General features: G+C 70.3%; 21 protein-coding genes. 12 read left to right on the top strand and 9 right to left on the bottom strand.

Features of this window, described 5'->3' with window-relative positions; translation table 11 throughout:
* The first annotated feature begins 4 nt into the window (after positions 1-4).
* Positions 5-628, top strand: a complete 624-nt coding sequence (locus tag ACFQW6_RS02140; protein WP_378540660.1) for an L-threonylcarbamoyladenylate synthase — start codon at positions 5-7, stop codon at positions 626-628.
* A gap of 10 nt (positions 629-638) precedes the next feature.
* Here the strand turns inward: ACFQW6_RS02140 and ACFQW6_RS02135 are convergent, their stop codons facing one another.
* From ACFQW6_RS02135 to ACFQW6_RS02125, 3 genes are read right to left on the bottom strand one after another with little or no spacing between them, the layout of a single operon-like run.
* Complete coding sequence (locus tag ACFQW6_RS02135; RefSeq protein ID WP_378540658.1) at positions 639-1,079, bottom strand: DUF6542 domain-containing protein; 441 nt, start codon at positions 1,077-1,079, stop codon at positions 639-641.
* A 22-nt stretch (positions 1,080-1,101) separates the two neighbouring features.
* Entirely contained in the window at positions 1,102-2,265 is a 1,164-nt protein-coding gene (locus ACFQW6_RS02130) for a DNA recombination protein RmuC (RefSeq protein ID WP_378540656.1), read from the bottom strand.
* Positions 2,266-2,315: 50 nt separating this feature from the next.
* Positions 2,316-3,326 (bottom strand): GlxA family transcriptional regulator, encoded by a 1,011-nt coding sequence (locus tag ACFQW6_RS02125; RefSeq protein ID WP_378540654.1) that lies wholly within the window; start codon positions 3,324-3,326, stop codon positions 2,316-2,318.
* Between the two features lie 77 nt (positions 3,327-3,403).
* On the opposite strand from ACFQW6_RS02125, the gene ACFQW6_RS02120 reads away from it, so the two are divergent.
* A complete protein-coding gene (locus ACFQW6_RS02120) occupies positions 3,404-4,714 on the top strand; it encodes an MFS transporter (protein WP_378540652.1) in 1,311 nt (436 codons plus the stop codon).
* Positions 4,715-4,718: 4 nt separating this feature from the next.
* On the opposite strand, the gene ACFQW6_RS02115 is transcribed toward ACFQW6_RS02120, so the two are convergent.
* On the bottom strand, positions 4,719-5,498 hold the full coding sequence (locus ACFQW6_RS02115) for an exodeoxyribonuclease III (protein WP_378540650.1): 780 nt from the start codon (positions 5,496-5,498) through the stop codon (positions 4,719-4,721).
* Between the two features lie 236 nt (positions 5,499-5,734).
* On the opposite strand from ACFQW6_RS02115, the gene ACFQW6_RS02110 reads away from it, so the two are divergent.
* Together ACFQW6_RS02110 and ACFQW6_RS02105 are read left to right on the top strand one after the other, a co-directional pair.
* Positions 5,735-6,547, top strand: a complete 813-nt coding sequence (locus tag ACFQW6_RS02110; protein WP_378540648.1) for a M57 family metalloprotease — start codon at positions 5,735-5,737, stop codon at positions 6,545-6,547.
* A gap of 111 nt (positions 6,548-6,658) precedes the next feature.
* Entirely contained in the window at positions 6,659-8,470 is a 1,812-nt protein-coding gene (locus ACFQW6_RS02105) for an acyl-CoA dehydrogenase (RefSeq protein WP_378540646.1), read from the top strand.
* On the opposite strand, the gene ACFQW6_RS02100 is transcribed toward ACFQW6_RS02105, so the two are convergent.
* Both ACFQW6_RS02100 and ACFQW6_RS02095 read right to left on the bottom strand, forming a co-directional pair.
* Positions 8,467-9,996 (bottom strand): PH domain-containing protein, encoded by a 1,530-nt coding sequence (locus tag ACFQW6_RS02100; protein WP_378540644.1) that lies wholly within the window; start codon positions 9,994-9,996, stop codon positions 8,467-8,469. The two genes, ACFQW6_RS02105 and ACFQW6_RS02100, sit on opposite strands and share 4 nt — an antisense overlap.
* Positions 9,993-10,496, bottom strand: a complete 504-nt coding sequence (locus tag ACFQW6_RS02095; RefSeq protein ID WP_378540642.1) for a PH domain-containing protein — start codon at positions 10,494-10,496, stop codon at positions 9,993-9,995. The genes ACFQW6_RS02100 and ACFQW6_RS02095 overlap by 4 nt, the downstream gene beginning before the upstream one ends.
* Before the next feature lie 304 nt (positions 10,497-10,800).
* On the opposite strand from ACFQW6_RS02095, the gene ychF reads away from it, so the two are divergent.
* Positions 10,801-11,877 (top strand): redox-regulated ATPase YchF, encoded by a 1,077-nt coding sequence (gene ychF / locus ACFQW6_RS02090; RefSeq protein WP_378540640.1) that lies wholly within the window; start codon positions 10,801-10,803, stop codon positions 11,875-11,877.
* 126 nt (positions 11,878-12,003) lie between these two features.
* Here the strand turns inward: ychF and ACFQW6_RS02085 are convergent, their stop codons facing one another.
* Positions 12,004-12,639: a hypothetical protein gene (locus tag ACFQW6_RS02085; protein WP_378540638.1), complete on the bottom strand. Its 636-nt coding sequence runs from the start codon at positions 12,637-12,639 to the stop codon at positions 12,004-12,006.
* A 294-nt stretch (positions 12,640-12,933) separates the two neighbouring features.
* On the opposite strand from ACFQW6_RS02085, the gene ACFQW6_RS02080 reads away from it, so the two are divergent.
* From ACFQW6_RS02080 to ACFQW6_RS02050, 7 genes are all read left to right on the top strand, one after another.
* Positions 12,934-15,288, top strand: a complete 2,355-nt coding sequence (locus ACFQW6_RS02080; RefSeq protein WP_378540636.1) for an endonuclease/exonuclease/phosphatase family protein — start codon at positions 12,934-12,936, stop codon at positions 15,286-15,288.
* Between the two features lie 29 nt (positions 15,289-15,317).
* On the top strand, positions 15,318-16,106 hold the full coding sequence (locus ACFQW6_RS02075) for an alpha/beta fold hydrolase (RefSeq protein WP_378540634.1): 789 nt from the start codon (positions 15,318-15,320) through the stop codon (positions 16,104-16,106).
* A 294-nt stretch (positions 16,107-16,400) separates the two neighbouring features.
* Positions 16,401-17,084: a GAF and ANTAR domain-containing protein gene (locus ACFQW6_RS02070; protein WP_378540632.1), complete on the top strand. Its 684-nt coding sequence runs from the start codon at positions 16,401-16,403 to the stop codon at positions 17,082-17,084.
* Between the two features lie 156 nt (positions 17,085-17,240).
* Positions 17,241-17,810, top strand: a complete 570-nt coding sequence (locus ACFQW6_RS02065; RefSeq protein ID WP_378540630.1) for an ANTAR domain-containing protein — start codon at positions 17,241-17,243, stop codon at positions 17,808-17,810.
* A 208-nt stretch (positions 17,811-18,018) separates the two neighbouring features.
* Positions 18,019-18,702, top strand: coding sequence for a GAF and ANTAR domain-containing protein (locus tag ACFQW6_RS02060; RefSeq protein WP_378540628.1), 684 nt, complete (start codon positions 18,019-18,021; stop codon positions 18,700-18,702).
* Positions 18,703-18,800: 98 nt separating this feature from the next.
* Positions 18,801-19,097: a DUF4193 family protein gene (locus ACFQW6_RS02055; protein WP_378540626.1), complete on the top strand. Its 297-nt coding sequence runs from the start codon at positions 18,801-18,803 to the stop codon at positions 19,095-19,097.
* Positions 19,098-19,204: 107 nt separating this feature from the next.
* A complete protein-coding gene (locus ACFQW6_RS02050) occupies positions 19,205-20,095 on the top strand; it encodes a PAS domain-containing protein (RefSeq protein WP_378540624.1) in 891 nt (296 codons plus the stop codon).
* Between the two features lie 30 nt (positions 20,096-20,125).
* Here ACFQW6_RS02050 and ACFQW6_RS02045 read toward each other — a convergent pair whose 3' ends face one another.
* Together ACFQW6_RS02045 and ACFQW6_RS02040 are read right to left on the bottom strand one after the other, a co-directional pair.
* Positions 20,126-21,094 carry an FAD-dependent oxidoreductase gene (locus ACFQW6_RS02045; protein WP_378540622.1) on the bottom strand — a complete coding sequence of 323 codons (969 nt, stop codon included), beginning with the start codon at positions 21,092-21,094 and terminating at the stop codon, positions 20,126-20,128.
* 90 nt (positions 21,095-21,184) lie between these two features.
* A complete protein-coding gene (locus ACFQW6_RS02040) occupies positions 21,185-21,649 on the bottom strand; it encodes a pyridoxamine 5'-phosphate oxidase family protein (RefSeq protein WP_378540620.1) in 465 nt (154 codons plus the stop codon).
* Positions 21,650-21,781: the final 132 nt, after the last annotated feature.

Below are 21,781 nucleotides of genomic sequence, written 5' to 3'. Positions count from 1 at the left end.
CGAGATGGCCCGCTACCTCGACATCCACCCGGACAACCCGCAGCCGCGGCTCGTCTCCCAGGTCGTCGAGGCGCTGCGCGGCGACCAGCTCATCGCCTACCCGACCGACTCCGGCTACGCCCTCGGCGCGCAGCTCGGCAACCGGGAGGGCCGCGACCGGATCCTCAAGATCCGCGAGCTCGACGACCGCCACCACTTCACGCTGATGTGCAAGGACTTCTCGCAGCTCGGGCAGTTCGTCCACGTCGACAACAACGCGTTCCGCGCGATCAAGGCCGCGACACCCGGCCCCTACACGTTCATCCTCCCCGCGACCGGCGAGGTGCCGAAGCGGCTGATGCACCCGAAGAAGCGCACCGTCGGCGTCCGCATCCCCGACCACCTCCTGGTGTGCGCCCTGCTCGAGCAGCTCGGTGAGCCGATCCTCACCAGCACCCTGATCCTCCCCGGCGAGACCGAGGCGCGGACGATGGGCTGGGAGATCAAGGAGGACCTCGACCACGCCGTCGACGTCGTGGTCGAGTCGGGCGAGGTCACCGCCGAGCCCACGTCGGTGATCGACTGGTCCGACGCCGAGCCCGTCGTCGTACGCCGTGGGGCGGGCGACGTGTCGCGCTTCGAGGAGTGACCGACCGGGGTCAGCCGGCCGGCTGGCCCAGCTCGCGCTCGAGCTCGGAGGCGAGGTCGCCCTTGCGGTGCAGCCGCCACCCGAGCCAGCCCAAGCACAGCACGTAGCCGACGAAGAGGGCGACGCCGTGGGTGACGACCCCGGAGACGACGGCCTGCAGGACGCTGTCGCGCGGGTCGGCGATCGCGTCGCGAGCGACGAGGGCGATGAAGCCGAAGACCACGACCATCAGCACGGGCGGCAGCAGGGCGACGAGGTAGAAGTCCTGGCGCCGCACCAGCGCCGCCAGGCCCAGGCACAGCGCCATGAAGCAGAGGTCGAAGAACAGGCTGAGGCTGCCGACCAGCAGCACGTCGAGCGCGACGGCGGTCAACGTGAGCGCGACGCCCAGGGACACCACCTGACGGCCAGGCTCCCGCCCGACCTGCCACCACGTGTCGGCCCGTGTCACGAGGCTCAACCTAGGACCGAGCTCAGGCGCCCCGCGCGCGGCGCGCCGCGGCGGGCACCGAGCCGGGTCGCTGCTCGAGCAGGTCATCGAGGGTCGGGTCGCCCGTGGCACCCGGGACGTCGTCGAGGACGCCCAGCTCGGCAGCTGCCGCCGAGCGGGGCACCGTCTCCACCTGGCGCGGGCCCTCGAGCTGGTCGTTGGTGACGCCGAGGTCGGCGAAGCGGCGCGCGGACACCAGCACGCGCCCCTCCAGCGAGCCCATTGCCTGGTTGTAGGCGACGACGCTGGCGTTCAGTGAGCGCCCCACCTTGTCGAGGTGTCCGGCCATCGACCCCAGCCGGGCGTGGAGCTCCTGCCCGAGCCGCTGCACCTCCTGCGCCTGGGAGTTGAGCACCTCGTGCTGCCAGCCCTGGGCGACCGTGCGCAGCAGCGCGATCAGCGTGGAGGGGGTGGCGAGCACGACGTTGCGGGCCGCGGCCTGCTCGACGAGGTCGGGCACCGCCTGCAGCGCCGCCTGGAGGATCGCCTCGCCCGGGAGGAACAGCACCACGAACTCCGGGGTGCCGGCCAACGCCTCCCAGTAGCGCCGGGAGCCCAGGTCGGCGACGTGCTTGCGGACGTGCTCGCCCAGCCGGGCCAGCGCCCGGTCGTGCTCGGCGGGGTCGTCTGCGCCGGTGAGGTCGAGGAAGGCGGCGAGCGGAGCCTTCGCGTCGACCGCGATCGTGCGTCCGCCGGCGAGGGTGACGACGAGGTCGGGTCGCAGCCGGCCGTCGTCGAGGCGCGTCTGCTCGGCGAAGTCGCAGTGGTCGACCAGCCCCGCGAGCTCGACGGTCCGGCGCAGGTGGAGCTCGCCCCACTGCCCGCGCACCTGCGGCTTGCGCAGGGCGGTCGCGAGCGTGTGGGTCTCCTGGCGCAGCACGTCGGTCGAGTGGCGTACGTCGGCCACCTGCTGGTGGAGCTGGGCCTGCCAGGCCGTGCGGTCGTGGGCGAGATCGCTCAGCTGGTCCTGCAGCCGCTCGAGCCCGTCCTGGACGACCGCGTGGTCGGCGACCCGCTGCTGGAGCGCGGCGATCGCGGTGTCGTCCGCCGGGCGGCTGCGCGCCCACAGCACGCCGATCACGGCACCGAGGGCCAGCCCGACGGCGAGCACGGCCGCCAGGGTCAGCACGAGGGGGAAGGTGTCCATGGATCCAGCATGGCGGCGGCCACCGACAGCACGCGTGGGACCCGCGGGGGTCAGGTCCTGGGCGACTCGGTCGTGGCGCCGCGGAAGGTGCGCCGGTAGGCCGAGGGCGAGACGCCGAGGGACGCATGCAGGTGCTGGCGGAGCGAGGCGGCGGTGCGCATCCCCGCGCGGGTCGCGACGTCGTCGACGGTCAGGTCGGTCGCCTCGAGGAGGTGCTGGGCGTGCCGGACCCGCTGCTGGGTGACCCACGCGCCGGGGGACTGGCCGGTCTCCTCCCGGAAGCGCCGGGTGAAGGTACGCACGCTCATCGAGGCCTGCCGGGCGAGGGTCGCGACGTCGAGGGGCCGGTCGAGGTGGGCCTGTGCCCAGGCGCGTACGTCGCTGGTGGTCTCGTCGGCGCGCCGCGGGACGTGCCGCTCGATGAACTGCGCCTGCCCGCCGTCGCGCCAGGGCGGCACCACCATGTGGCGGGCGACCGCGTTGGCGACCGCGGTGCCGTGGTCGCTGCGCACCAGGTGGAGGCAGAGGTCGATGCCGGCGCTGAGACCGGCCGAGGTGAGCACCCGGCCGTCGTCGGTGAACAGCACGTCCTCGTCGACGGCGATGTCGGGGTAGAGGCGGCGGAAGTCCTCGGCGTACTTCCAGTGCGTCGTCGCCCGGTGGCCGTCGAGGATCCCGGCCGCGGCGAGCACGAAGGCGCCCGTGCAGATCGAGACCCAGCGGGCGTCGGCGGGGACGGAGGCCAGCGCGGCGCGCAGGTCGTCGTCGATCGTCGCGTTGCGTCGCGGACCGGCGACCTGGGTGCCGGGGACGATCACGGTCTGCGCGCGGGCGAGCGCCTCGAGGTCGGCGGACGGGGCGATCGCGTAGCCGCGGGTCGCCTCCACGGGCCGACCGTCGAGGGTCACCACCGCCACGTCGTAGAGCGGACGGCCGTCGGCGTCGTGGGCCTCGCCGAGCACCTGCGGCGGGATGGTCAGGTCGTAGCCGATGACCGGGGCGACGGCGAGGACGACCACGCGGTGCGGCTCGAGCGACGAGGAGGAGGGCGGCGACGACATGGCCGAATTCTTGCACATGTTGGCATTTCGGCCACTCGCCGGACGACGCCGGTTGTCGGGAGACTGTGCCGGTGACGATGACGACTCCTTCCGAGCCGACCCTCCAGAGCCCGCAGCGGCTGCACTGGGCCTGGGTCGTGGCGGCGGTGGCGTTCGTGACGCTCGTCGGCGCGGCCGCCTTCCGGTCCGTGCCGGGCGTGCTGATCGAGCCGCTGCACGACGAGTTCGGGTGGTCGCACGGACTGATCGGCTCTGCCGTCTCCCTCAACCTCATGCTCTTCGGACTGATCTCGCCCTTCGCCGCGGCCCTCATGGACCGCTTCGGCGTCCGACCGGTCGTCACGTTCGCACTGCTGATGGTCGCCGTCGGCAGCGGCCTGACGGTCCTCATGACCGAGCCCTGGCAGCTGATCCTCTGCTGGGGCCTGCTCGTCGGAATCGGCACCGGCTCGATGTCGATGGCCTTCGTCGCCACGATCACCAGCCGCTGGTTCGTGGCCCGCCGCGGGCTGGTCAGCGGCATCCTCACCGCCGGCAACGCCACCGGCCAGCTGGTCTTCCTGCCAGTGGTGGCGTGGCTGGCCACGAACCACGGCTGGCGTACGGCGGCACTGCTGGCCGCCGCGGCCGCCCTCGCCGTCATCCCGCTCGTCCTGCTCTTCCTGCGCAACCACCCCGCCGACATGGGCCTGCGTGCCTTCGGCGCCACCGACGCCGATCCCGGCCCGCCGCCGCACCAGCAGGTCGGCTCGAGCGCGGGCCGGGCGATCCGGGTGCTGCGCGACGCCGCCCGGAGCCGGACCTTCTGGCTCCTGTCCGGCGGGTTCGCGATCTGCGGCATGACGACCAACGGCCTCATCGCGACGCACTTCGTCCCGGCCGCGCACGACCACGGCATGCCGGCCACCACCGCAGCCTCCCTGCTCGCGGTCGTCGGCATCTTCGACGTGGTCGGCACCATCGCCTCGGGCTGGTTGACCGACAAGGTCGACCCGCGGCTGCTGCTGGTGGGCTACTACGTGCTGCGGGGCGTCGGCCTGATGACGCTGCCCGCCCTGATGTCGCCGCACGTCGCACCCAGCATGTGGGTCTTCATCATCGTCTACGGGCTCGACTGGGTCGCGACCGTGCCGCCCACCGTCGCGCTGTGCCGGGAGTGGTTCGGCGCGGCGGCCGGGCCGATCGTCTTCGGCTGGGTCTTCGCCAGCCACCAGGTCGGCGCGGCCGTCGCCGCCACCGGCGCCGGGGTGGTCCGCGACGTCACCGGCGGCTACGACCCCGCCTTCTACGCCGCGGCCGGTCTCTGCGCCCTCGCCGCGCTGATGTCGTACGCCATCCGGCGCACGCCGCAGCCCGTCGCGGCGCCGCCGACCGCCGCCGTGATGTGAGCCCTCAGTCGAGGTCGACGACGACCGGAGCGTGGTCCGACGGGGAGCCCGTGCCCTGCGCGGGGTCGCGCTCGTCGCGGTCGACGAAGGCGCCGATGACCCGCGAGGCGAGGGCGGGGGAGGCGAGGACGAAGTCGATCTTGAGGCCGCGGTCGCGCTCGAAGCGCTGGCGGTAGTAGTCCCAGTAGGTGTAGCCCGCGTCGTGGGCGCGGGTCACCTCGGCGTAGCCGTCGTCGAGGAACCCCTGAAAGGCGGCCCGCTCGGGCGGTGTCACGTGCGTGGACTTCGCGAACTGCTTGACGTCGAAGACGTCGTCGTCGGTGGGGCAGATGTTCCAGTCGCCGACGAGCGCGGTCTCGCCGTCGAGCCAGCCGCTCGCGGTCGCGCGCAGCCGGGCCAGCCAGTCGAGCTTGTAGACGTAGTGCGGGTCGTCTGGCTTGCGGCCGTTGGGGACGTAGAGCGACCAGATGCGCACCCCGCCGCAGGTGGCCCCGATCGCGCGGGACTCGGCGGCCACGGGGTCGCCCCACCCGGGCATGTCCGGGAAGCCGACCTCGACCTCCTCGAGGCCGACGCGCGACAGCAGCGCGACGCCGTTCCACTGGTTGAGCCCCGCGACGGCGATGTCGTAGCCGAGGGCCTGCAGGCCCATCAGCGGCAGCTGGTCCTCGCGGGCCTTGGTCTCCTGCAGCGCGAGCACGTCGACGTCGTGTCGCTGCACGAACGCCTCGACGCGGTCGATGCGGGATCGGAGGGAGTTGACGTTCCAGGTCGCGATGCGCACCCGCCCACCCTAAGGAAGGCAGTTCGGCACGGATGCCGTGGGGCGAGGAAGTCTTTGCGCAGGAAACCCTTTACAGATCAGGGCGTCGTGGGGGAAGTTCGTCGGCACGCACCTGTCTCGGGAACTCGTGCAAACCCTGCTCCACCCTTGTCGGACGCTGACCAGATCACGTCCGGCGCTGCTCAGGACTCCGAGATGGCGTGTGCCACATCCACCATCAGGAGAGAAGAACCCACATGCAGCGCAGTCGACTCGGGGCGATCGCCCTCAGCTCCGCAGCACTCCTCGGCGCGGCCCTCGCCTCACCGGCACTGGCCGCCACGGACTCGGAGATCCCGACGTTCCAGGAGTTCCACGCCTCCACCTTCAAGGACGCCGACCAGCAGTACATCGTCAACGGCGACGAGCCCATCGCTGACGCCGGCGAGCTCAAGGGCTACTACGACCGGATGGTCCACGGCTCCGAGGAGGCCATGGAGAACGGTCTCGTCGTCAACACCGTCGGCGGCTCCGACGACAAGTGGTCGACCTCGCAGGTCGGCAACCTGACCTACTGCGTCAGCAGCAAGTTCGGCACCCGCAAGGCCGACATCGTCAACGCCATGAACGGTGGCGCCGGTCTCTGGGAGGCGGCGTCGTCGAAGATCAACTTCGTCTACGTGCCCTCGCAGGACGCCAACTGCACGACGCGCAACAACAGCGTGCTCTTCTCCGTCGAGCCGGTGCAGACCTCGCAGTACATCGCACGCGCATTCTTCCCGAGCACGCCCAAGCGCTCGCGCAACGTGCTGGTGGACGACTCGATCTGGACCTCGGGCTCGTGGACCCCGGCCAACATCATGGGCCACGAGCTCGGCCACACGCTGGGCTTCCGCCACGAGCACACGCGGCCCGAGTCCGGCACCTGCTTCGAGGACAACAACTGGCGCCCGCTGACGCCGTACGACTCGTCCTCGATCATGCACTACCCCCAGTGCAACGGCACCTCGAGCAACCTGAGCATGACGGCGACCGACCGCCAGGGCGCAGCCACCCTCTACGGCTCCTGATCGCCTAGTCTGGGAAGGACCCGAGCGCCCCTTCTGTCCCGAGCGGAGGGGGCGTTCGGCCTGTCCGAACCGCCGCACCGGGTCCCCGTCGCCTCCGGGTAGCGTCGGCCCGTGTCCACCACCGCCTCGCCGTCGACCATCCTGTCCGCACGCGACCTGCAATTCATGCTCTTCGAGTGGCTCGACGTGGAGCAGCTGGCCGAACGGCCCCGGTTCGCCGAGCACGACCGCGAGACGTACGACGCGCTGCTGGCGCTGTGCGAGCAGCTGGCCACCGAGCACTTCGCCCCGCACTACCGCCGCAGCGACACCGAGGAGCCGGTCTTCGACGGGGAGAAGGTGCGGCTGATCCCGGAGATCGCGACGGCGCTGGAGGCGTTCGCCAAGGCGGACCTGCTCACGCTGACCCTCGACGAGGAGGTCGGCGGGCAGCAGGTCCCGCACGTGGTCGCCTCGGCGTGCATGGCGTGGTTCACCGCCGCCAACATCGGCACCGCGGCGTACTCGTTCCTCACCGTCGCGAACGCCGGGCTGCTGCTCGCCCACGGCACGCCCGAGCAGGTCGAGCGCTTCGTGACCCCGATGCTCGAGGGGCGCTTCTTCGGGACGATGACGCTCTCCGAGCCGCACGCCGGGTCCAGCCTCGGCGACGTGGTCACGCGAGCCGTCCCCGCCGACGACGGCACCTACCGGATCTTCGGCAGCAAGATGTGGATCTCCGGCGGCGACCACGAGATGGGCGACAACATCGTCCACCTCGTCCTGGCCAAGCTGCCCGACGCAGCGCCCGGCACGCGCGGCATCTCCCTCTTCGTCGTCCCCAAGCACCTCGTCGGCGAGGACGGCTCCATCGGCGAGCGCAACGACGTCGCCCTCGCCGGCATCAACCACAAGCTCGGCAGCCGGGGGACGGTCAACACCGCTCCCGTCTTCGGCGGCGGCGCCTTCACGCCCGGCGGGGCTGCAGGTGCCGTCGGCCACCTCGTCGGCGAGCCCGGCAAGGGGCTGTCCTACATGTTCCACATGATGAACGCGGCGCGCCTCGGGGTCGGGATGTCCGCGACCACCACGGCCTACACCGCGTACCTCAAGTCGCTGGAGTACGCCCGCTCCCGCCCGCAGGGCCGTCGGGTCGGCGCGGCCGACCCCAGCGCGCCGCAGGTGCCGATCATCGAGCACGCCGACGTGCGCCGCATGCTGCTCGCGCAGAAGTCGTACGTCGAGGGCGCCCTGGCCCTGAACCTCTACTGCTCGCGGCTGCTCGACGTCCAGGCGACGGCGCGCGACGAGGAGGAGCGCACCGAGACCGGACGGCTGCTCGACCTGCTGACGCCGATCGCGAAGTCCTGGCCGTCGCAGTGGGGGCAGGAGAGCAACAGCCTGGCGATCCAGGTGCTCGGCGGCTCGGGCTACACCCGCGACTACGACGTCGAGGCCCACTGGCGCGACCAGCGGCTGAACCCCATCCACGAGGGCACCCACGGCATCCAGGCGCTCGACCTCCTCGGGCGCAAGGTCCTCGGCGGCGGTGGCGCCTCGCTCGTGGCGCTGGCCGCCCGGATCGGCGACACCGTCGCCCGGGCCCGCGACCTCGGCGGGGAGCCCGCCGCCCACGCCGACGCGCTCCAGTCGGCGGTCGACCGGCTGGGTGAGGTGACCCTCGTGCTGGCCGGGCTCGGTGACCCGGAGCGGACGATGGCCAACGCAACCGTCTACCTCGAGGCCGCCGGCCACGTCGTGGTCGCATGGATGTGGCTCGAGCAGCTCGTCGCGGTCGGGGACCGGACGGGCGACTTCTACGACGGCAAGCGGGCCGCGGCGCGCTACTTCTTCCGCTGGGAGCTGCCGAAGGTGGGCCCGATGCTCGACCTGCTCACCTCGGGCGACACCACGACGCTGGAGATGCGCGACGCCTGGTTCTAGACCCGGTCCACGAACTCGGTGAGCAGGCCGGGCGTCGCGCGGTCGGCCAGCGCCACGGCCACGTCGAGGCGTACGTCGCGCACCAGCACCCGCTCGGCGCCGGCGGCCGTCGTGGCCGTCAGGTCGACGAGGCCCACGCGGCGCTGCCACCACGACTGCGAGACGACCCACCCGATGATGCCGTCGGTCTCGAGCACGGTGCGGATGCGGGCGAAGGTGCCGCCCCCGGCGACGAGGTGCTCACTGGCGAGGTCGTGGCCGAGGTGGCGGTACGACGCCTCGCCTGCCGCAGCGGCGAGGGCGAGCAGCGCGGCGCCGATCGTGGCGAGCCACCACCAGGTCAGGTCGAACCACCACCAGGCGACCGCGAGCAGCGCGATGACGTCGAGCGCGTTGCGGATCTGGCGGAACCACGCGCGGCGCCGCGCCTTCGAGCCGTGCTCCACGAGCCGAGCGGTCAGCGGGCCGGGGTGCTCGAGGACGGCCTCGCCGACCGCGACGGCCACCCCGCGCGGGCACGGCGGCAGCACCTGGGTGACGCCGTCCTCGACGCCGGTGGCCAGCGTGGAGAGCTCGGCCCCGCCGACGAGTCGCATGAGCACCGGCTCGGTCATCTCGACGCCGCGCACCTTCGCCTCCTCCACGGTGATGGACCGCGTCGTCACCAGCCCAGAGGTGACGTGGAGTGCGCCGTGCTCGCGCACGAGCCGGAAGCCCCACCACTGCAGGACGTAACCGGCGACGGAGACGACCAGCCACAGGGCGAGTGCACTGACGGAGAGCACGAGCGCGATGGCGGCGACGGCGAACTGGGTGAGCCACTGCCACACCGAGGTCGCCGTCTCCTCGTTCCAGATGGGGAGCTCGTCGGCGAACTGCGACAGCACCCCGAGCCCGCCGAACAGCAGCACCAGCCGGCCCAGGCTGAAGGGGGCGAAGCGCAGCCAGGACCAGTCGATCCGCGCGAGCGGCACCGCCGGTGCGGGCGCCGTCGGCGCAGCCACGGGACGGGCGGGCCCGTCGGGCGACAGGTCGCCGGGCCGGCCCGCGGCGTCCGGGGCGGCCTGCTGCTCCACCACCGCGCGCCGCGTCAGCAGCGTCGTACGCAGTGCCTGGGCGTCGGCGGTGGCGAGGGCGTCGAGCGTGATGCGGTCGTCGTCGACCCCCGTGCCGATGTGCACCTTCTGGAGGCCGAGGATGCGGTGGAGCAGGGACGCCTCCAGGTCGACGCTGCGCACGCGGTCCAGCGGCGCGGTCGAGGTCCGCTTGTTGAGGATGCCGCTGCGCACCTGGATCTGGGTGCCGGTCAGGCGGTAGTGGGTGGTCAGCCACGGCAGCGCGCCGAGGACGAGCGGGCCCAGCACCACGAGCGGCAGGATGATCGGCCAGAACCTCGTGTCGCTCCGGCTGATCCCGACCAGCGCGATGACCAGGGGCACGACCGCCTGCGCGACGGCCTTCACGGGATCGAGCAGCAGCTTGAGAGGGCTGAGCCGGACGAAGCCCTCGCCGGGCTCGGGGATCACGTGGCGTCGTCCTCGGTGGCCGCGGTGATGGCGGTCAGCCGCGCGACCACGTCGCGGGCGGTGTCGGCGTCCAGGCAGTCCACGGTGATCGGTCCGGCGGCCGAGGCGGTCGTGACGGTGATCGAGGCGAGCCCGAACAGCCGCATCACGGCCCCCTGGCGGGAGTCGACCGTCTGCACCCGGCTGATGGGGGCGATGCGGGTCTGCCGACCGATCCACCCCTCGCGGGTGTGGACCGCGGTGTCGGTGACCTCCCACCGGTGCACCCGGTAGCGGATTCGGGGCATCAGCACCACGTGCGCCACCGCGACGAGCGCGAGCAGGAGCACCACCAGACCGGCCCAGCCGGGGACGCCGGGGACCAGCCACCAGACGAGCGCGGCGCCGATCACGAGCACGGCGTCCCCGACCAGGGCCGACACGGTCCAGAACGGGATCGCCTGCGGCGAGACCCGGTTGGCCGGCTCGCGCAGCACCGGCGTACCCCCCACGTCAGTCATGGGCAGGAGTGTTGCAGGTCGCCCCGAGCCACCGGACGTGTGCAGCCGCGCGTGGCAGGCGGCCTACTTCTGCAGGTTCGTGCAGTGCAGACACCTGACCCTGCGCAGGACTTTCCCGGACCGGACGCGCCCGGTTGGTTGGAGGAGCAATGACCGGGACGGATCGCGCGGGGGTGCGGTCGGTCCACGGCTCCTGGCTGACGCGAAGGCGCGCAGGAGGGAGGGCCCGGCCGCTCGGCCGGGCCCTCTGCCGTCCCCAGCGGCGAATCGCTGAGCGCGGCGCACCGCCGTAGACTTCCCGCCCGTGGCTCTCACCATCGGCATCGTCGGTCTCCCCAACGCGGGCAAGTCGACGCTCTTCAACGCACTGACCAAGAACGACGTCCTCGCGGCGAACTACCCGTTCGCCACCATCGAGCCGAACGTCGGCGTCGTGGGCGTCCCCGACGAGCGACTGCCCCGCCTGGCGGAGGTCTTCGAGTCGGCCAAGGTGCTGCCCGCCACGGTGGAGTTCGTCGACATCGCCGGCATCGTCCGCGGCGCCTCGCAGGGCGAGGGCCTGGGCAACAAGTTCCTCGCCCACATCCGGGAGTCGGCCGCGATCTGCCAGGTCACCCGCGTCTTCCGCGACGATGACGTCACCCACGTCGACGGCGAGGTCAACCCCGCCAACGACATCTCCACGATCCAGACCGAGCTGATCCTCGCCGACCTCGAGACGGTCGAGAAGGCGATCGCCCGCCTCGAGAAGGAGTCGCGCAAGGTCAAGGACCTCGTCGCCAACCTCGAGGCGGCCAGGGCCGCCAAGGAGGCACTTGAGTCCGGCACGCCCATCATCGCCACCGACATCGACCGCGCCCTGCTGCGCGAGTTGTCGCTGCTGACCGCCAAGCCGTTCATCTACGTCTTCAACTGCGACGCCGACGAGCTCGCCGACGAGTCCCTCAAGGACCGGATGCGTGAGATCGTCGCGCCGGCCGAGGCGATCTTCCTCGATGCGAAGTTCGAGGCCGACCTGGCCGAGATGGACGACGACGAGATGGCGCACGAGATGCTCGCCGAGATGGGCATCACCGAGTCCGGCCTCGACCAGCTCGCCCGCGTCGGGTTCGACACCCTCGGGCTCCAGACCTACCTGACCGCCGGCCCCAAGGAGACGCGGGCCTGGACGATCCGGAAGGGCGCCACCGCCCCCGAGGCCGCCGGTGTCATCCACACCGACTTCCAGAAGGGCTTCATCAAGGCCGAGGTCGTCTCCTTCGACGACCTGATGGAGGCCGGCTCCATGCTCAAGGCCCGCGAGGCCGGCAGGGTGCGCATGGAGGGCAAGGACTACGTGATGGCCGACGGCGACGTGGTGGAGTTCCGCTTCAACGTCTGACGGTGCGCGCGGAACTCCTCGTGAGTCGACGGGGATGGCCGTTCCTCCGCCGCGAGCAGGTGCGTTCGACGCGCTCGTGTGATGCGTGCCGAGCTCGCTGCTCACCGACGGTTGGGCCCCGAGGCGTCACTCGTCCGGACACGTACCACCAGTGCGCGCGAAGATGGCTTGGGCACTCGCCGACAACGGCTCGACGCGCGGCCCATCAGTCTCGATGCTGACGAGCATCATGCAGCGGCCCTGTGTCCAGTAGACGTTTCCGATCGCGTTGCCGTGCAGGTCAGGCCCCGTCCATCCGGTCGCGCCGGGAACGTCGGGAACCTGGAACCACGTGAACTTGCCGTCTGGGAGCTCATGTCGAAGCACCTCGTCGCTCGTTTCATAGGTCATCCAGTCGCGTGCGCCGGCCTCGGTCTCGAACAACAGCACACTGCTCACGCCCGCGATGCTGCCTCCTTGCCCAGTCTGGTAGGTCATGGAGATGTAACCGCTGCGCTCCAGCACCGCGGCGCCGCCTTCGGGCAGCGGGAACGGTTCTCCCGAAACGGTCTGCGGCGGGGACAGTGGGTTCAGGCCGGGGCCTTCGTCGGCGCTCAGGAGGTACCGATCGACGTTGAGCGGCGCGACGGTGGCGGGATCCTCTGCTGTGCTCGTCTCGACCGCATCAGTTGGCCTCGTTGTGGAGTCCGACTCGCCTGCGCAGCCGACGACGAACACGCCGAGGAGCCCTGTGACTGCGATGCGGATCGAACGCGGCGCCATGTCTCACGATCCACCCGGCGTGCGCCCGCGGCAAGGGCAGAGTCAGCGCCTCGCTGCCAGCCCGTACCGTCAAGAGGCGCGTCCATCCGCAGCGAACCGGCCGCGCTGATCGACTGATGCGGCTGCATGTGGCTCTGACGGAGCCGCCCACCGTCATGAAGAGGGATTGTCTAGACCGTCCCAGCTCAGAGGCAGGACATTCCGCTCAGCGACGTCTGAGGTCGCTCCCTGTGTATTGCCTCAGCGACGGGCCGGTGTGACGCTCAGAGGTCAAGCCGGTCGGAGGAAGAAATCATGAACATCAAGCTCGCCGCACTCGCGTCTGTGGCAGTGGTCGCCTCGGCTCTCCCGGTCATGGTCACGGCGCACAGCGCCGATGCGGTGCCAACGACCGGTGTCATGCTCGCCGAGGTGTACGGCGGGGGCGGCAACTCCGGCGCGACGTACACGCGGGACTTCGTGGAGCTCGCCAACGTCGGCGCCGACCAGGATCTCAGCGGGTGGAGCGTCCAGTACCTGCCCGGCAGCCCGACCGTGTCGTCCTTGTGGCAGGTCACCCCACTGAGCGGCAGCATCGCGACGAGCCAGCTGTACGTCGTCGCCGAGGCACAAGGCGCCGGCGGCACGACCCCCCTCCCGAGCCCGGAGGTCACGGGCACGATCCCGATGTCCGCGACGACCGGCACCATCGCGCTCGTCCAAGGCACGGCGGCGCTGACGTGCAAGACCGCCGCCGACTGCGCGGCCGACGCCCGCATCGTCGACCTCGTCGGTTACGGCAGCGCGGTGGTCCGCGAGACGGCCCCCGTCGGCGGAGCCAGCAACACCGAGAGTGCCCAACGCGAGAGCACGACCGACACGGACGACAACGCCTTTGACTTCACCGCGGCACCGCCCACACCCAAGGCGCCGCCGAACCTGACGGCGATCGCGGCCGACATCCACGACATCCAGGGCACCGGGCGCCTCAGCCCGCTCGACGGCGAGCGTGTCACCGGCGTGACCGGCGTCGTCACGGCAGTCCGGCCGTTCGGCAGCGCTCGAGGCTTCTGGGTGCAGGACACCGAGCCCGACAGCGACCCGCGCACCAGCGAGGGCATCCTCGTGTTCACCGGCAGCACCACGCCCGCCGTCGCGGTCGGGGATGCGCTCACCGTCACCGGCACGGTCGACGAGTTCTACCCGGACGGTGCGCCTGCGACTGCGGTGCACCAGTCGATGACGGAACTCATCGGCGCCAAGTGGCTGAAGACGTCCAGCGGCAACCCGCTGCCGCCCGCCGAGACCGTCACGACCCCGGCCGCGTACACCCGCGACGGCAACCTCGAGGACTTCGACCTGGAGCCGGCGGTCTACACGCTGGACTACTTCGAGTCGCGCGAGAGCATGCGGATGCAGGTGAGCGACGTCCGTGTCGTCGGCCCGACGGCCTTCAACGAGCTGTGGATCACGACCAAGCCGGACGAGAACCCGACGACCCGCGGCGGCACCCTGTACGCCGGCTACGACCAGCAGAACACCGGACGCGTGCTGATCGGGTCGCTGATCCCCTTCGCGGAGCGGCCGTTCCCGGTGCTCGACGTTGGCGACCATCTCGCCGGTGTCACCGCAGGCCCGCTGTCCTACAGCACCTTCGGCGGCTACCAGATCCTGGCGACCACGCTCGGCACCGGGGTCGACAACGGGCTCGTGCGCGAGACGACTCGGGTGCAACGTGACAACGAGCTGTCCGTGGCGACGTACAACGTGGAGAACCTCGACCCCAACGACCCCACTGACAAGTTCGCCCGGCTGGCCGAGGGCATCGTGAACAACCTGCGAAGCCCGGACATCGTGGCCCTGGAGGAGATCCAGGACAACAACGGCCCGGTCAACGACGGCACGGTGGCGGCCGACCAGACGCTGGCCGAGTTCACGGCGGCGATCGTGGCGGCCGGCGGCCCGGCGTACGAATGGCGCCAGATCGACCCGGTCAACCTCGCGGACGGCGGCGAGCCCGGCGGCAACATCCGGGTCGGCTTCCTCTTCAACCCGTCGCGGGTCACCTTCGTCGACCGTCCGGGTGGCGACGCGACGACGGCGGTCGACGTGGTCGCCGGACCGGGCGGGAAGCCGCGGCTGTCGGTGTCGCCCGGCCGGATCGACCCGACGAGCAGCGCGTGGAACAACAGCCGCAAGCCGCTGGCCGGGGAGTTCCGCTTCAACGACAAGCCCGTCTTCGTGGTGGCCAACCACTTCAACTCCAAGGGTGGCGACCAGCCACTGACGTCGCGCTTCCAGCCGCCCCTGCGGAGCTCGGAAGTCCAGCGACACCAGCAGGCGGCCGAGGTCCGGACGTTCGTGGACGACCTTCAGTCGATCGACCCCGAGGCCAACGTCGTGGTCCTCGGCGACATCAACGACTTCGAGTTCTCGCAGACGCTCGCCACCCTCACCGCGGGCGGTGCGCTCCTCGACCTGATCGACACCCTGCCTGCCAACGAGCGGTACAACTATGTCTTCCAGGGCAACTCGCAGACGCTGGACCACATCCTCGTGGGCGGCCGGATGAAGTCGTTCGACTACGACATCGTCCACATCAACGCCGAGTTCCACGACCAGGCCAGCGACCACGACCCTCAGGTGGCGCGCATCAAGCCCGGCAAGTGAGCCCGCACAGCGGGAGTACCGTCGCGTCCATGGAGATGGTCGAGGTCCATGGCCTCCGCCTCGCCTACCGCCGCGCCGGGCACGGACCAACGGTCATGTTCGTGCACGGTGGTGTCGAGGACAGCCGCGCCTGGACACCACAGCTCGACGCACTCTCCGACGAGTTCACCGTGATCGCGTGGGACGAGCCCGGCGCCGGCGGATCTCAAGACGTACCCGACGAGTTCGGCCTGTCCGACTACGCCGATTGCCTCGCCGGCATGGTCCGGGCGGTTGTCGGCTCGCCGACGTCGCTCGTCGGGATCTCGTGGGGTACGACCGTGATCCTCGAGGCGTATCGACGCCATCCCGCAGTGGTCCGCAGCATGGTGCTGGCTGACGGGTACGCCGGGTGGCGGGGGTCGCTGGGCGCCGAGGAGGCAGACGCCAGGTTGGCCGCCGTGCGCGCGGCGCTGGCTGAGCCGGATGAGGCGTTCGATCCGACCCTGCCCGGACTCTTCGCGGGTGAGCCGCCCGCTCCCTTCGCACGACTCATGGAGGCGATGGCGGCTGACGTCAGACGCCACAGCATGCTGACGGCGCTCACCGCGATGGCACAGGCCGATCTCACCGAGGTCCTGCCAACCGTCCAGGTGGCGACACAGCTGATCTGGGGTGCGCTCGACGCCCGATCGCCCCTATCGGTGGCGCACGAGTTCGAGCGCCGAATCGCTGGAGCGAACCTGGCGGTGATCCCTGACTGCGGACACGTCAGCAACCTCGAGGCACCGGGACCGTTCAATGAGCTAGTTCGCGGCTTCCTCCACCATCACGGCTGACGATCGAGCCCCAAGGATGCGGATCCGGCCACTGCGCGACATCTTCCGACTTGGGCTTGGCCTGGCTTGGCCAAGCCATTCACGCTGCACCGCTTCGAGCGCACGGACGTGCGATCCATGCGACTAGAAGTGCGTCTGTCCGCCGCGAGTCAGCGCCGCCCGCCGCACCGACTCCAGGCGCAGGTTGCCACGTCCAGTCACCCCTCTCGGCGGGCGCCTCGTCGGCAGCCGCCGCCTCCGCCTGTCCCACTGTCAGCGCGGCGACCGGTTCTGGGGCTGGTCTACGCTGCCGGGATGAGTGAGGACCGAGTTGTCGAGGCTTCCAGGCGGCTGGCGAGCGTCCTTCGACCGGGTGACCTGGAGCAGACGCTGTCGAACATCACGGCGGCCGCTGTGGAGGTCCTGCCGGACGTGCACTGGAGCAGCCTGACCATCAAGCATGCGGACGGTCGCCTGGAGACGGTCGCCCCGACCGCTGACATGCTGCGAGAGCTCGACGCGGCGCAGTACGAGCTGGAGGAGGGGCCTTGCTACGAGGCGGCAGTCGACACGGTCCACGTCGTGGCGTCGCACCTCGCGGCCGACGAGCGGTTCCCCCGGTACGCCCCTGTTGCACTGAGAGCGGGAATCCGGGCACAGGCCGGTATCCGCCTCTTCGACGGCCCGGACTCGAATGGCGCCTTGAACCTCTACTCCGACAAGGTCGGTGCGTTCGAGGACCTGGGGATGCTGGCTGACCTCTTCGCCCATCAGTCGGCTGTTGCACTGGACTACGCCCGCCGGGTCGACCAGCTCGAGGAGGCGGTCACGAACCGTCAGCTGATCGGCCAGGCCGTCGGGATCGTGATGGAGCGCTTCCAGGTCGACGACGCTCGCGCCTTCGGGTTCCTGACTCGCCTGTCGAACCAGGAGAACCTCAAGCTGAGACTCGTCGCGCAGCGGCTTCTCGCGGCCCATCGCGACTCGATCGGAATGTAACAACGCCGCCTCGGGTATTGATGGCTCGTGGAGCCCATCCCAGAGACGCTCGAAGCCCTCGACGAGGTCCAGTCCTACCTCGATGAGGGAAGCCTCGAACAGCAGCTGCGGACGACCGTGTCCCATGCCGAGCACGTCGCGCCGGGACTCGTCGGCGTGAGCCTGGCGTTCCGCGAGCACGGCCTGACGTTCACTCTCATTGCGACCGATGAGGAGATTGCCACCCTCGATGCCGTTCAGTACGTCGCCAGCGGTCCGTGCGTCGACGCGGTCGACCTCGGCCATGGCATCGCCACGCCGGACGGACTGCTCAGCGAGCAGCGGTGGCAGCACTTCGCCCGGGCCAGCGCCGCCGCGGGAGTGCAGAGCACCTTGACGCTCCCCGTGGTCGACGGCGACGTGGTCGTCTCCACGGTCAACCTGTACGGGCGCGCGAATGACACCTTCACGGGCAAGCATGAGCTCCTTGCAGGCGTCTTCGGTGCCTGGGCGCCCGGGGTGGTCGCCAACGCTGACCTGTCGTTCGCGACCCGTCGCGCGGCTGAGCAGGCGCCGACACAGTTGCGGGAAGCCGCGGTCGTCGACACGGCAACCGGGATGCTCGCCGCCGAACGTGGTGTGTCCGTCGAAGAGGCCCGAGCCCAGCTCGACGATGCGGCGCATCGCGCCAGAATCCCCGTCCAGAGGCTCGCCCATGTCGTGGTGGGCCTCTACCTCGACGACTGAGCCGGCCGCGCGAGCCGTCATCCCGCACTGGCGGACGGGTGACGCCACCTCGCGGCGCCCGGACCGGTCCGTTGTTGTCCGCAGCGGGCCGGTTCACGGAGTACAGTGAAAAAGCCGCCCGACTCACGTCCGAGCCGACGGATGGTCTGCAGGGCTCGTTCGAGCGCCTCTCTGTGTGCCTCACTTCCAGTGCACCGAGAGAGTCCCCGTGCTCACCTCATCTGATTTCGCGCAGTCCATCGCCGAGGCGGCGCGGACCCTCTACAAGCCCCGCAGCCTCAACGAGACCATGCAGACCATCGTCGAGGTGGCCTGCAACTCCGTGCCGGGGTTCGACCACGCAGGCATCTCCACGGTGGAGAAGCGGGGTGCGATCGAGACCGAGGCCTGCACCAGCGACCTTGTCCTGCGGCTCGATGCCGTGCAGTACGCGCTGCGCGAGGGCCCGTGCTCGGCTGTGCTGCAAGGCACCGACGCGGTGTGTGTGTCGATCCTCGAGCACGAGCAGCGATGGCCCCTGTACGTGCCGCAAGCCCTTGCGGCACGTGTCCGGTCCCAGATGGCGGTCAAGCTCTACCTCGGCGAGGACACCCTGGGTGGCATCAGCTTCTACTCCACGACCTCCGACGAGGTCACCGAGGACGCCCGGGCTCTCGCTGGGTTGTTCGCCACCCATGCAGCCATTGCGCTCGGACACGCACAGGAGCGCGCGGGCCTCACCGAGGGGCTGCAGTCGCGCCGTGTCGTCGGCCAGGCCATCGGGATCCTCATGGCACGTTACGAGATGAACGAGGACCGCGCCTTCGCCTTCCTCGTCCGTGCCTCGTCACACAGGAACATCAAGCTGCGAGCCATCGCACAAGAACTCGTGGACGAAGCCAACGCGCGGTGACCCGACCGCGGGTGAGCCGGACTCTCCTGGCTCTCCCCATTGCGGCCGCTACGGCAATCGAAACTAGGATTCGCGCTTCGCCCCGAGAGGACCTGCACATGGCTACCGACTACGACGCATCCCGCAAGACCGAAGAGGAGCAGAAGGAAGAGAGCCTGGAGGCCCGCCGCCTCACATCAGGTGAGCAGGACAAGACCTCAGGGAAGGTGGACGAGGACGAAACCGAGGTTGCCGAGTCATACGAGCTTCCCGGCGCTGATCTCTCGCACGAGACTCTCTCCGTCGAGGTCGTGCCGAAGCAGACGGACGAGTTCACCTGCACGTCCTGCTTCCTCGTCCAGCACGAATCTCGACGATCCGTGCCGGATGTCGAGCTCTGTGCCGACTGCGCGTAGGAGTCGACGGACCGTCCACTCAGCGTCGGACAGCGGCCATGAAGGGTCGTCCAGTCCCGGGTCTTTCGCCCCGTGAACACGCGACGCACGGGGTGCAGGCTGAAGCCATGGATACCGAGGCACTCCCCGTGCGTCCGTCTGCCGACGAGTTGTTGCACGCCATCGGGCACGCCGTGATCGCGACGGACACGCGCGGGACGGTGCTGTTCTGGAACGGTGCCGCCGAGCAGCTGTACGGCTGGCCCGCCGCGGAGGCCGTGGGGCGTGACGTCACGGAGGTGACGGTGCCGGAGATCTCCCGGCAGGCGGCGGCAGAAATCATGGCTGCTCTGCGGGAGGGCCGTTCATGGTCCGGTGGATTCCCGGTTCGGCGCCGCGGCGGCGACGTGCTGCACGCGCTGGTCACCGACAGCGGCGTGTACCGCGACGGGGAGATGATCGGCATCGTCGGCGCCTCCCTCAACCTCGGCGACGCAGTCCGGCACCTGATGGAGCGTTCCAGCGACGCCGCACTCCTGATCGACGAGCACCATGTCGTCAGCTACGCCAGCCCAGCGGTCATCAACCTCTTCGGATGGCCGGTCGACGAACTCGTCGGCGCACCCATCACGGACCGCATCCATCCCGAGGATCACCACGCCTTCGAGCTGCTATTGGCCGGCGACCCGGCCCCGGCGGAGCGGGTCGGTGAGCTCCGGGTCCGCACCGGCGGCACGTGGTCGTGGGTGGAGATGGCGGTGACCGGCCTCTACAGCCAGCCCGGATCGCGGGGTCAGGTCTGCAACATCCGGCGCAGCGAGCGCCTTGCCCGCCTCGAGGAGCGCGAGCGCATCCTCGAGGCGGTCCACTCCGAGGTGCTTCAGGACCTGTTCGCGGCAGCACTCGAGCTCGACCGCGCGCTCACGCACGCGGCGCCCTCGAGCGCGGCGCGAATTGATGCCGCTCGCACCGCCGTGGGCCGAGCCATGGAGATCCTTCGCGAGGTCGTCAAGCCGTAGTGGCCCCTGCCGACGCTGTAGCGCCTTGCGCTACCGCCGGCCGACCTCCGCCACCAACGCGGCCACGTCTGTCGCGCAACCCCATCCGATGGTGATCCCCGATCCACCGTGTCCGTAGTTGTGCACGACCGGAACGGGCATCAGGTCCTCGTCCAGCTCGACGCGGACCTTTGGGCGGCCCGGCCGCAACCCCGCAACGCTCTCGATGATCTCGGCGTCGGCGAGCCCGGGGGCGATGTCGGTGCACCGTTCAAGGATCGCCGCGGTCTCCGCGGGGTCGGGTTCGGTGCTCCAGCTCCCTTCCTCCAGCGTGCCGCCGAGGATGCAGTCCGTGGACCGTGGGTGCACGTAGGCGCGACCACCATGGTGGTGCTCGTCGCGGACGGACAGGGTCAAGCCGGGGTTGGTGACCCGAACGATCTGGCCTCGGACCGGGTAGACGGTGTCGTCACTCACGAGCGCACCGGCACCCATCCCAGCCGCGTTCACGATGACGTCCGGGCACAGGTCGAGCACGTCGTCCAGTCGTGTGACGTGACGGACGACCTGGGTGGCGCCTGCCGCCTGAACCTGCCCGTTCAGGTGTGGCAAGTACTCCGGCATCTCCACCAGGGGCACAGCGAAACGAAGTCCTCCTGCATAGCCTGGAGGCAGTTCGCCTGGGTCCGCCGCTCGCACGTCTCCCACCGCCGCCGCCCATGAGGGCAGCGGGAGCAACGGATCCGGCGCGTCACGGTAGAGCACCAGTGACTCACGCATGACCACACCCGGCACTCGTGCCTGAGCCTCTTCCGCGAGCCAGTCGTACGTCGTCGCACCCCACCGGGCGACGGCTTCGGCCGGGCCCGCCGCAGTGGGGAACCAGACCGCCGCGGCGAGGTAGGACGTCGTGCGGTGCAGCGGGTCGCCGCTGACGACGGTGACGTCATGGCCGGCGTGGAGCAGCAAACGCGCGCAGCTGAGGCCGCTGATCCCGGCTCCGACCACCGCCACGCGCATCCGAGGATCATGACACGCAAGGGTCGGCACCAGCCGCGATGCGACCGCTCATGCCTGCGGGCTCCGCCTGCAACCGCGTGCCGGTCTTGTTCACATGGCGAGCGCGCTCGGAAACCTGGTCTCGAAGTCGAGGACGCCCACCCACGACGGCGTCACCGTGATCCTGGCCATCGGCTGACCGCTGAGCTGTTGGACCCAGGCATTGCCCTGGTCTTCGCCGAAGTAGCGGCGCGCGGCGGCGGCGTACTCCGCGGAGACGTCTTCCAGCATCTCCACCGCAGCGTCACCACGAATCAGTAGCGCGTGGTACGGCCATCCGCCTGCCGCGTCGATCGTGACGGCCACCCGCGGCTCTCGCTGTAGTGCGCGGAGCTTCGGAGCCTTCGACGGGGTTCCGAACGTGAGCGCCTCACCGGTCCAGTGGAACCAGATCGGGACCACCCGCGGGGTGCCATCAAGCCAGGTGTAGGCGAGACGGGCCAGCTCCTTAGAGTGGAGCAGTTCCTGCGCCACCGGGTCCTCGAGCAGATGCAGGTCACCTTGCAGTCCGGTCATCGCGAGACCCCTCTCACTACACGCACTCCGGCGGTTCTGCGCTGTGCTGGACCTCCAGTGAACGCCTGCGCCTCGTGCGACCGCAAGCACCAGACGTCATGACCTGCTGAGCCACACGGGCGTTCCTCATCG

It is taken from the genome of Nocardioides sp. GCM10028917, assembly GCF_042666175.1.
GTDB lineage: Bacteria > Actinomycetota > Actinomycetes > Propionibacteriales > Nocardioidaceae > Nocardioides.
This window is presented reverse-complemented; position numbering and strand designations above follow the sequence as displayed.

What these genes read in the sequence shown, in the direction of transcription:
- ACFQW6_RS02140 (WP_378540660.1), top strand. Translation starts at nt 5, where the DNA reads ATGGCCCGCTACCTCGACATCCACCCGGACAACCCGCAGCCGCGGCTC.
- ACFQW6_RS02130 (WP_378540656.1), bottom strand. Translation starts at nt 2,265, where the DNA reads ATGGACACCTTCCCCCTCGTGCTGACCCTGGCGGCCGTGCTCGCCGTC.
- ACFQW6_RS02125 (WP_378540654.1), bottom strand. Translation starts at nt 3,326, where the DNA reads ATGTCGTCGCCGCCCTCCTCCTCGTCGCTCGAGCCGCACCGCGTGGTC.
- ACFQW6_RS02120 (WP_378540652.1), top strand. Translation starts at nt 3,404, where the DNA reads ATGACGACTCCTTCCGAGCCGACCCTCCAGAGCCCGCAGCGGCTGCAC.
- ACFQW6_RS02110 (WP_378540648.1), top strand. Translation starts at nt 5,735, where the DNA reads ATGCAGCGCAGTCGACTCGGGGCGATCGCCCTCAGCTCCGCAGCACTC.
- ACFQW6_RS02095 (WP_378540642.1), bottom strand. Translation starts at nt 10,496, where the DNA reads ATGACTGACGTGGGGGGTACGCCGGTGCTGCGCGAGCCGGCCAACCGG.
- ACFQW6_RS02085 (WP_378540638.1), bottom strand. Translation starts at nt 12,639, where the DNA reads ATGGCGCCGCGTTCGATCCGCATCGCAGTCACAGGGCTCCTCGGCGTG.
- ACFQW6_RS02080 (WP_378540636.1), top strand. Translation starts at nt 12,934, where the DNA reads ATGAACATCAAGCTCGCCGCACTCGCGTCTGTGGCAGTGGTCGCCTCG.
- ACFQW6_RS02075 (WP_378540634.1), top strand. Translation starts at nt 15,318, where the DNA reads ATGGAGATGGTCGAGGTCCATGGCCTCCGCCTCGCCTACCGCCGCGCC.
- ACFQW6_RS02070 (WP_378540632.1), top strand. Translation starts at nt 16,401, where the DNA reads ATGAGTGAGGACCGAGTTGTCGAGGCTTCCAGGCGGCTGGCGAGCGTC.
- ACFQW6_RS02055 (WP_378540626.1), top strand. Translation starts at nt 18,801, where the DNA reads ATGGCTACCGACTACGACGCATCCCGCAAGACCGAAGAGGAGCAGAAG.
- ACFQW6_RS02050 (WP_378540624.1), top strand. Translation starts at nt 19,205, where the DNA reads ATGGATACCGAGGCACTCCCCGTGCGTCCGTCTGCCGACGAGTTGTTG.
- ACFQW6_RS02045 (WP_378540622.1), bottom strand. Translation starts at nt 21,094, where the DNA reads ATGCGCGTGGCGGTGGTCGGAGCCGGGATCAGCGGCCTCAGCTGCGCG.
- ACFQW6_RS02040 (WP_378540620.1), bottom strand. Translation starts at nt 21,649, where the DNA reads ATGACCGGACTGCAAGGTGACCTGCATCTGCTCGAGGACCCGGTGGCG.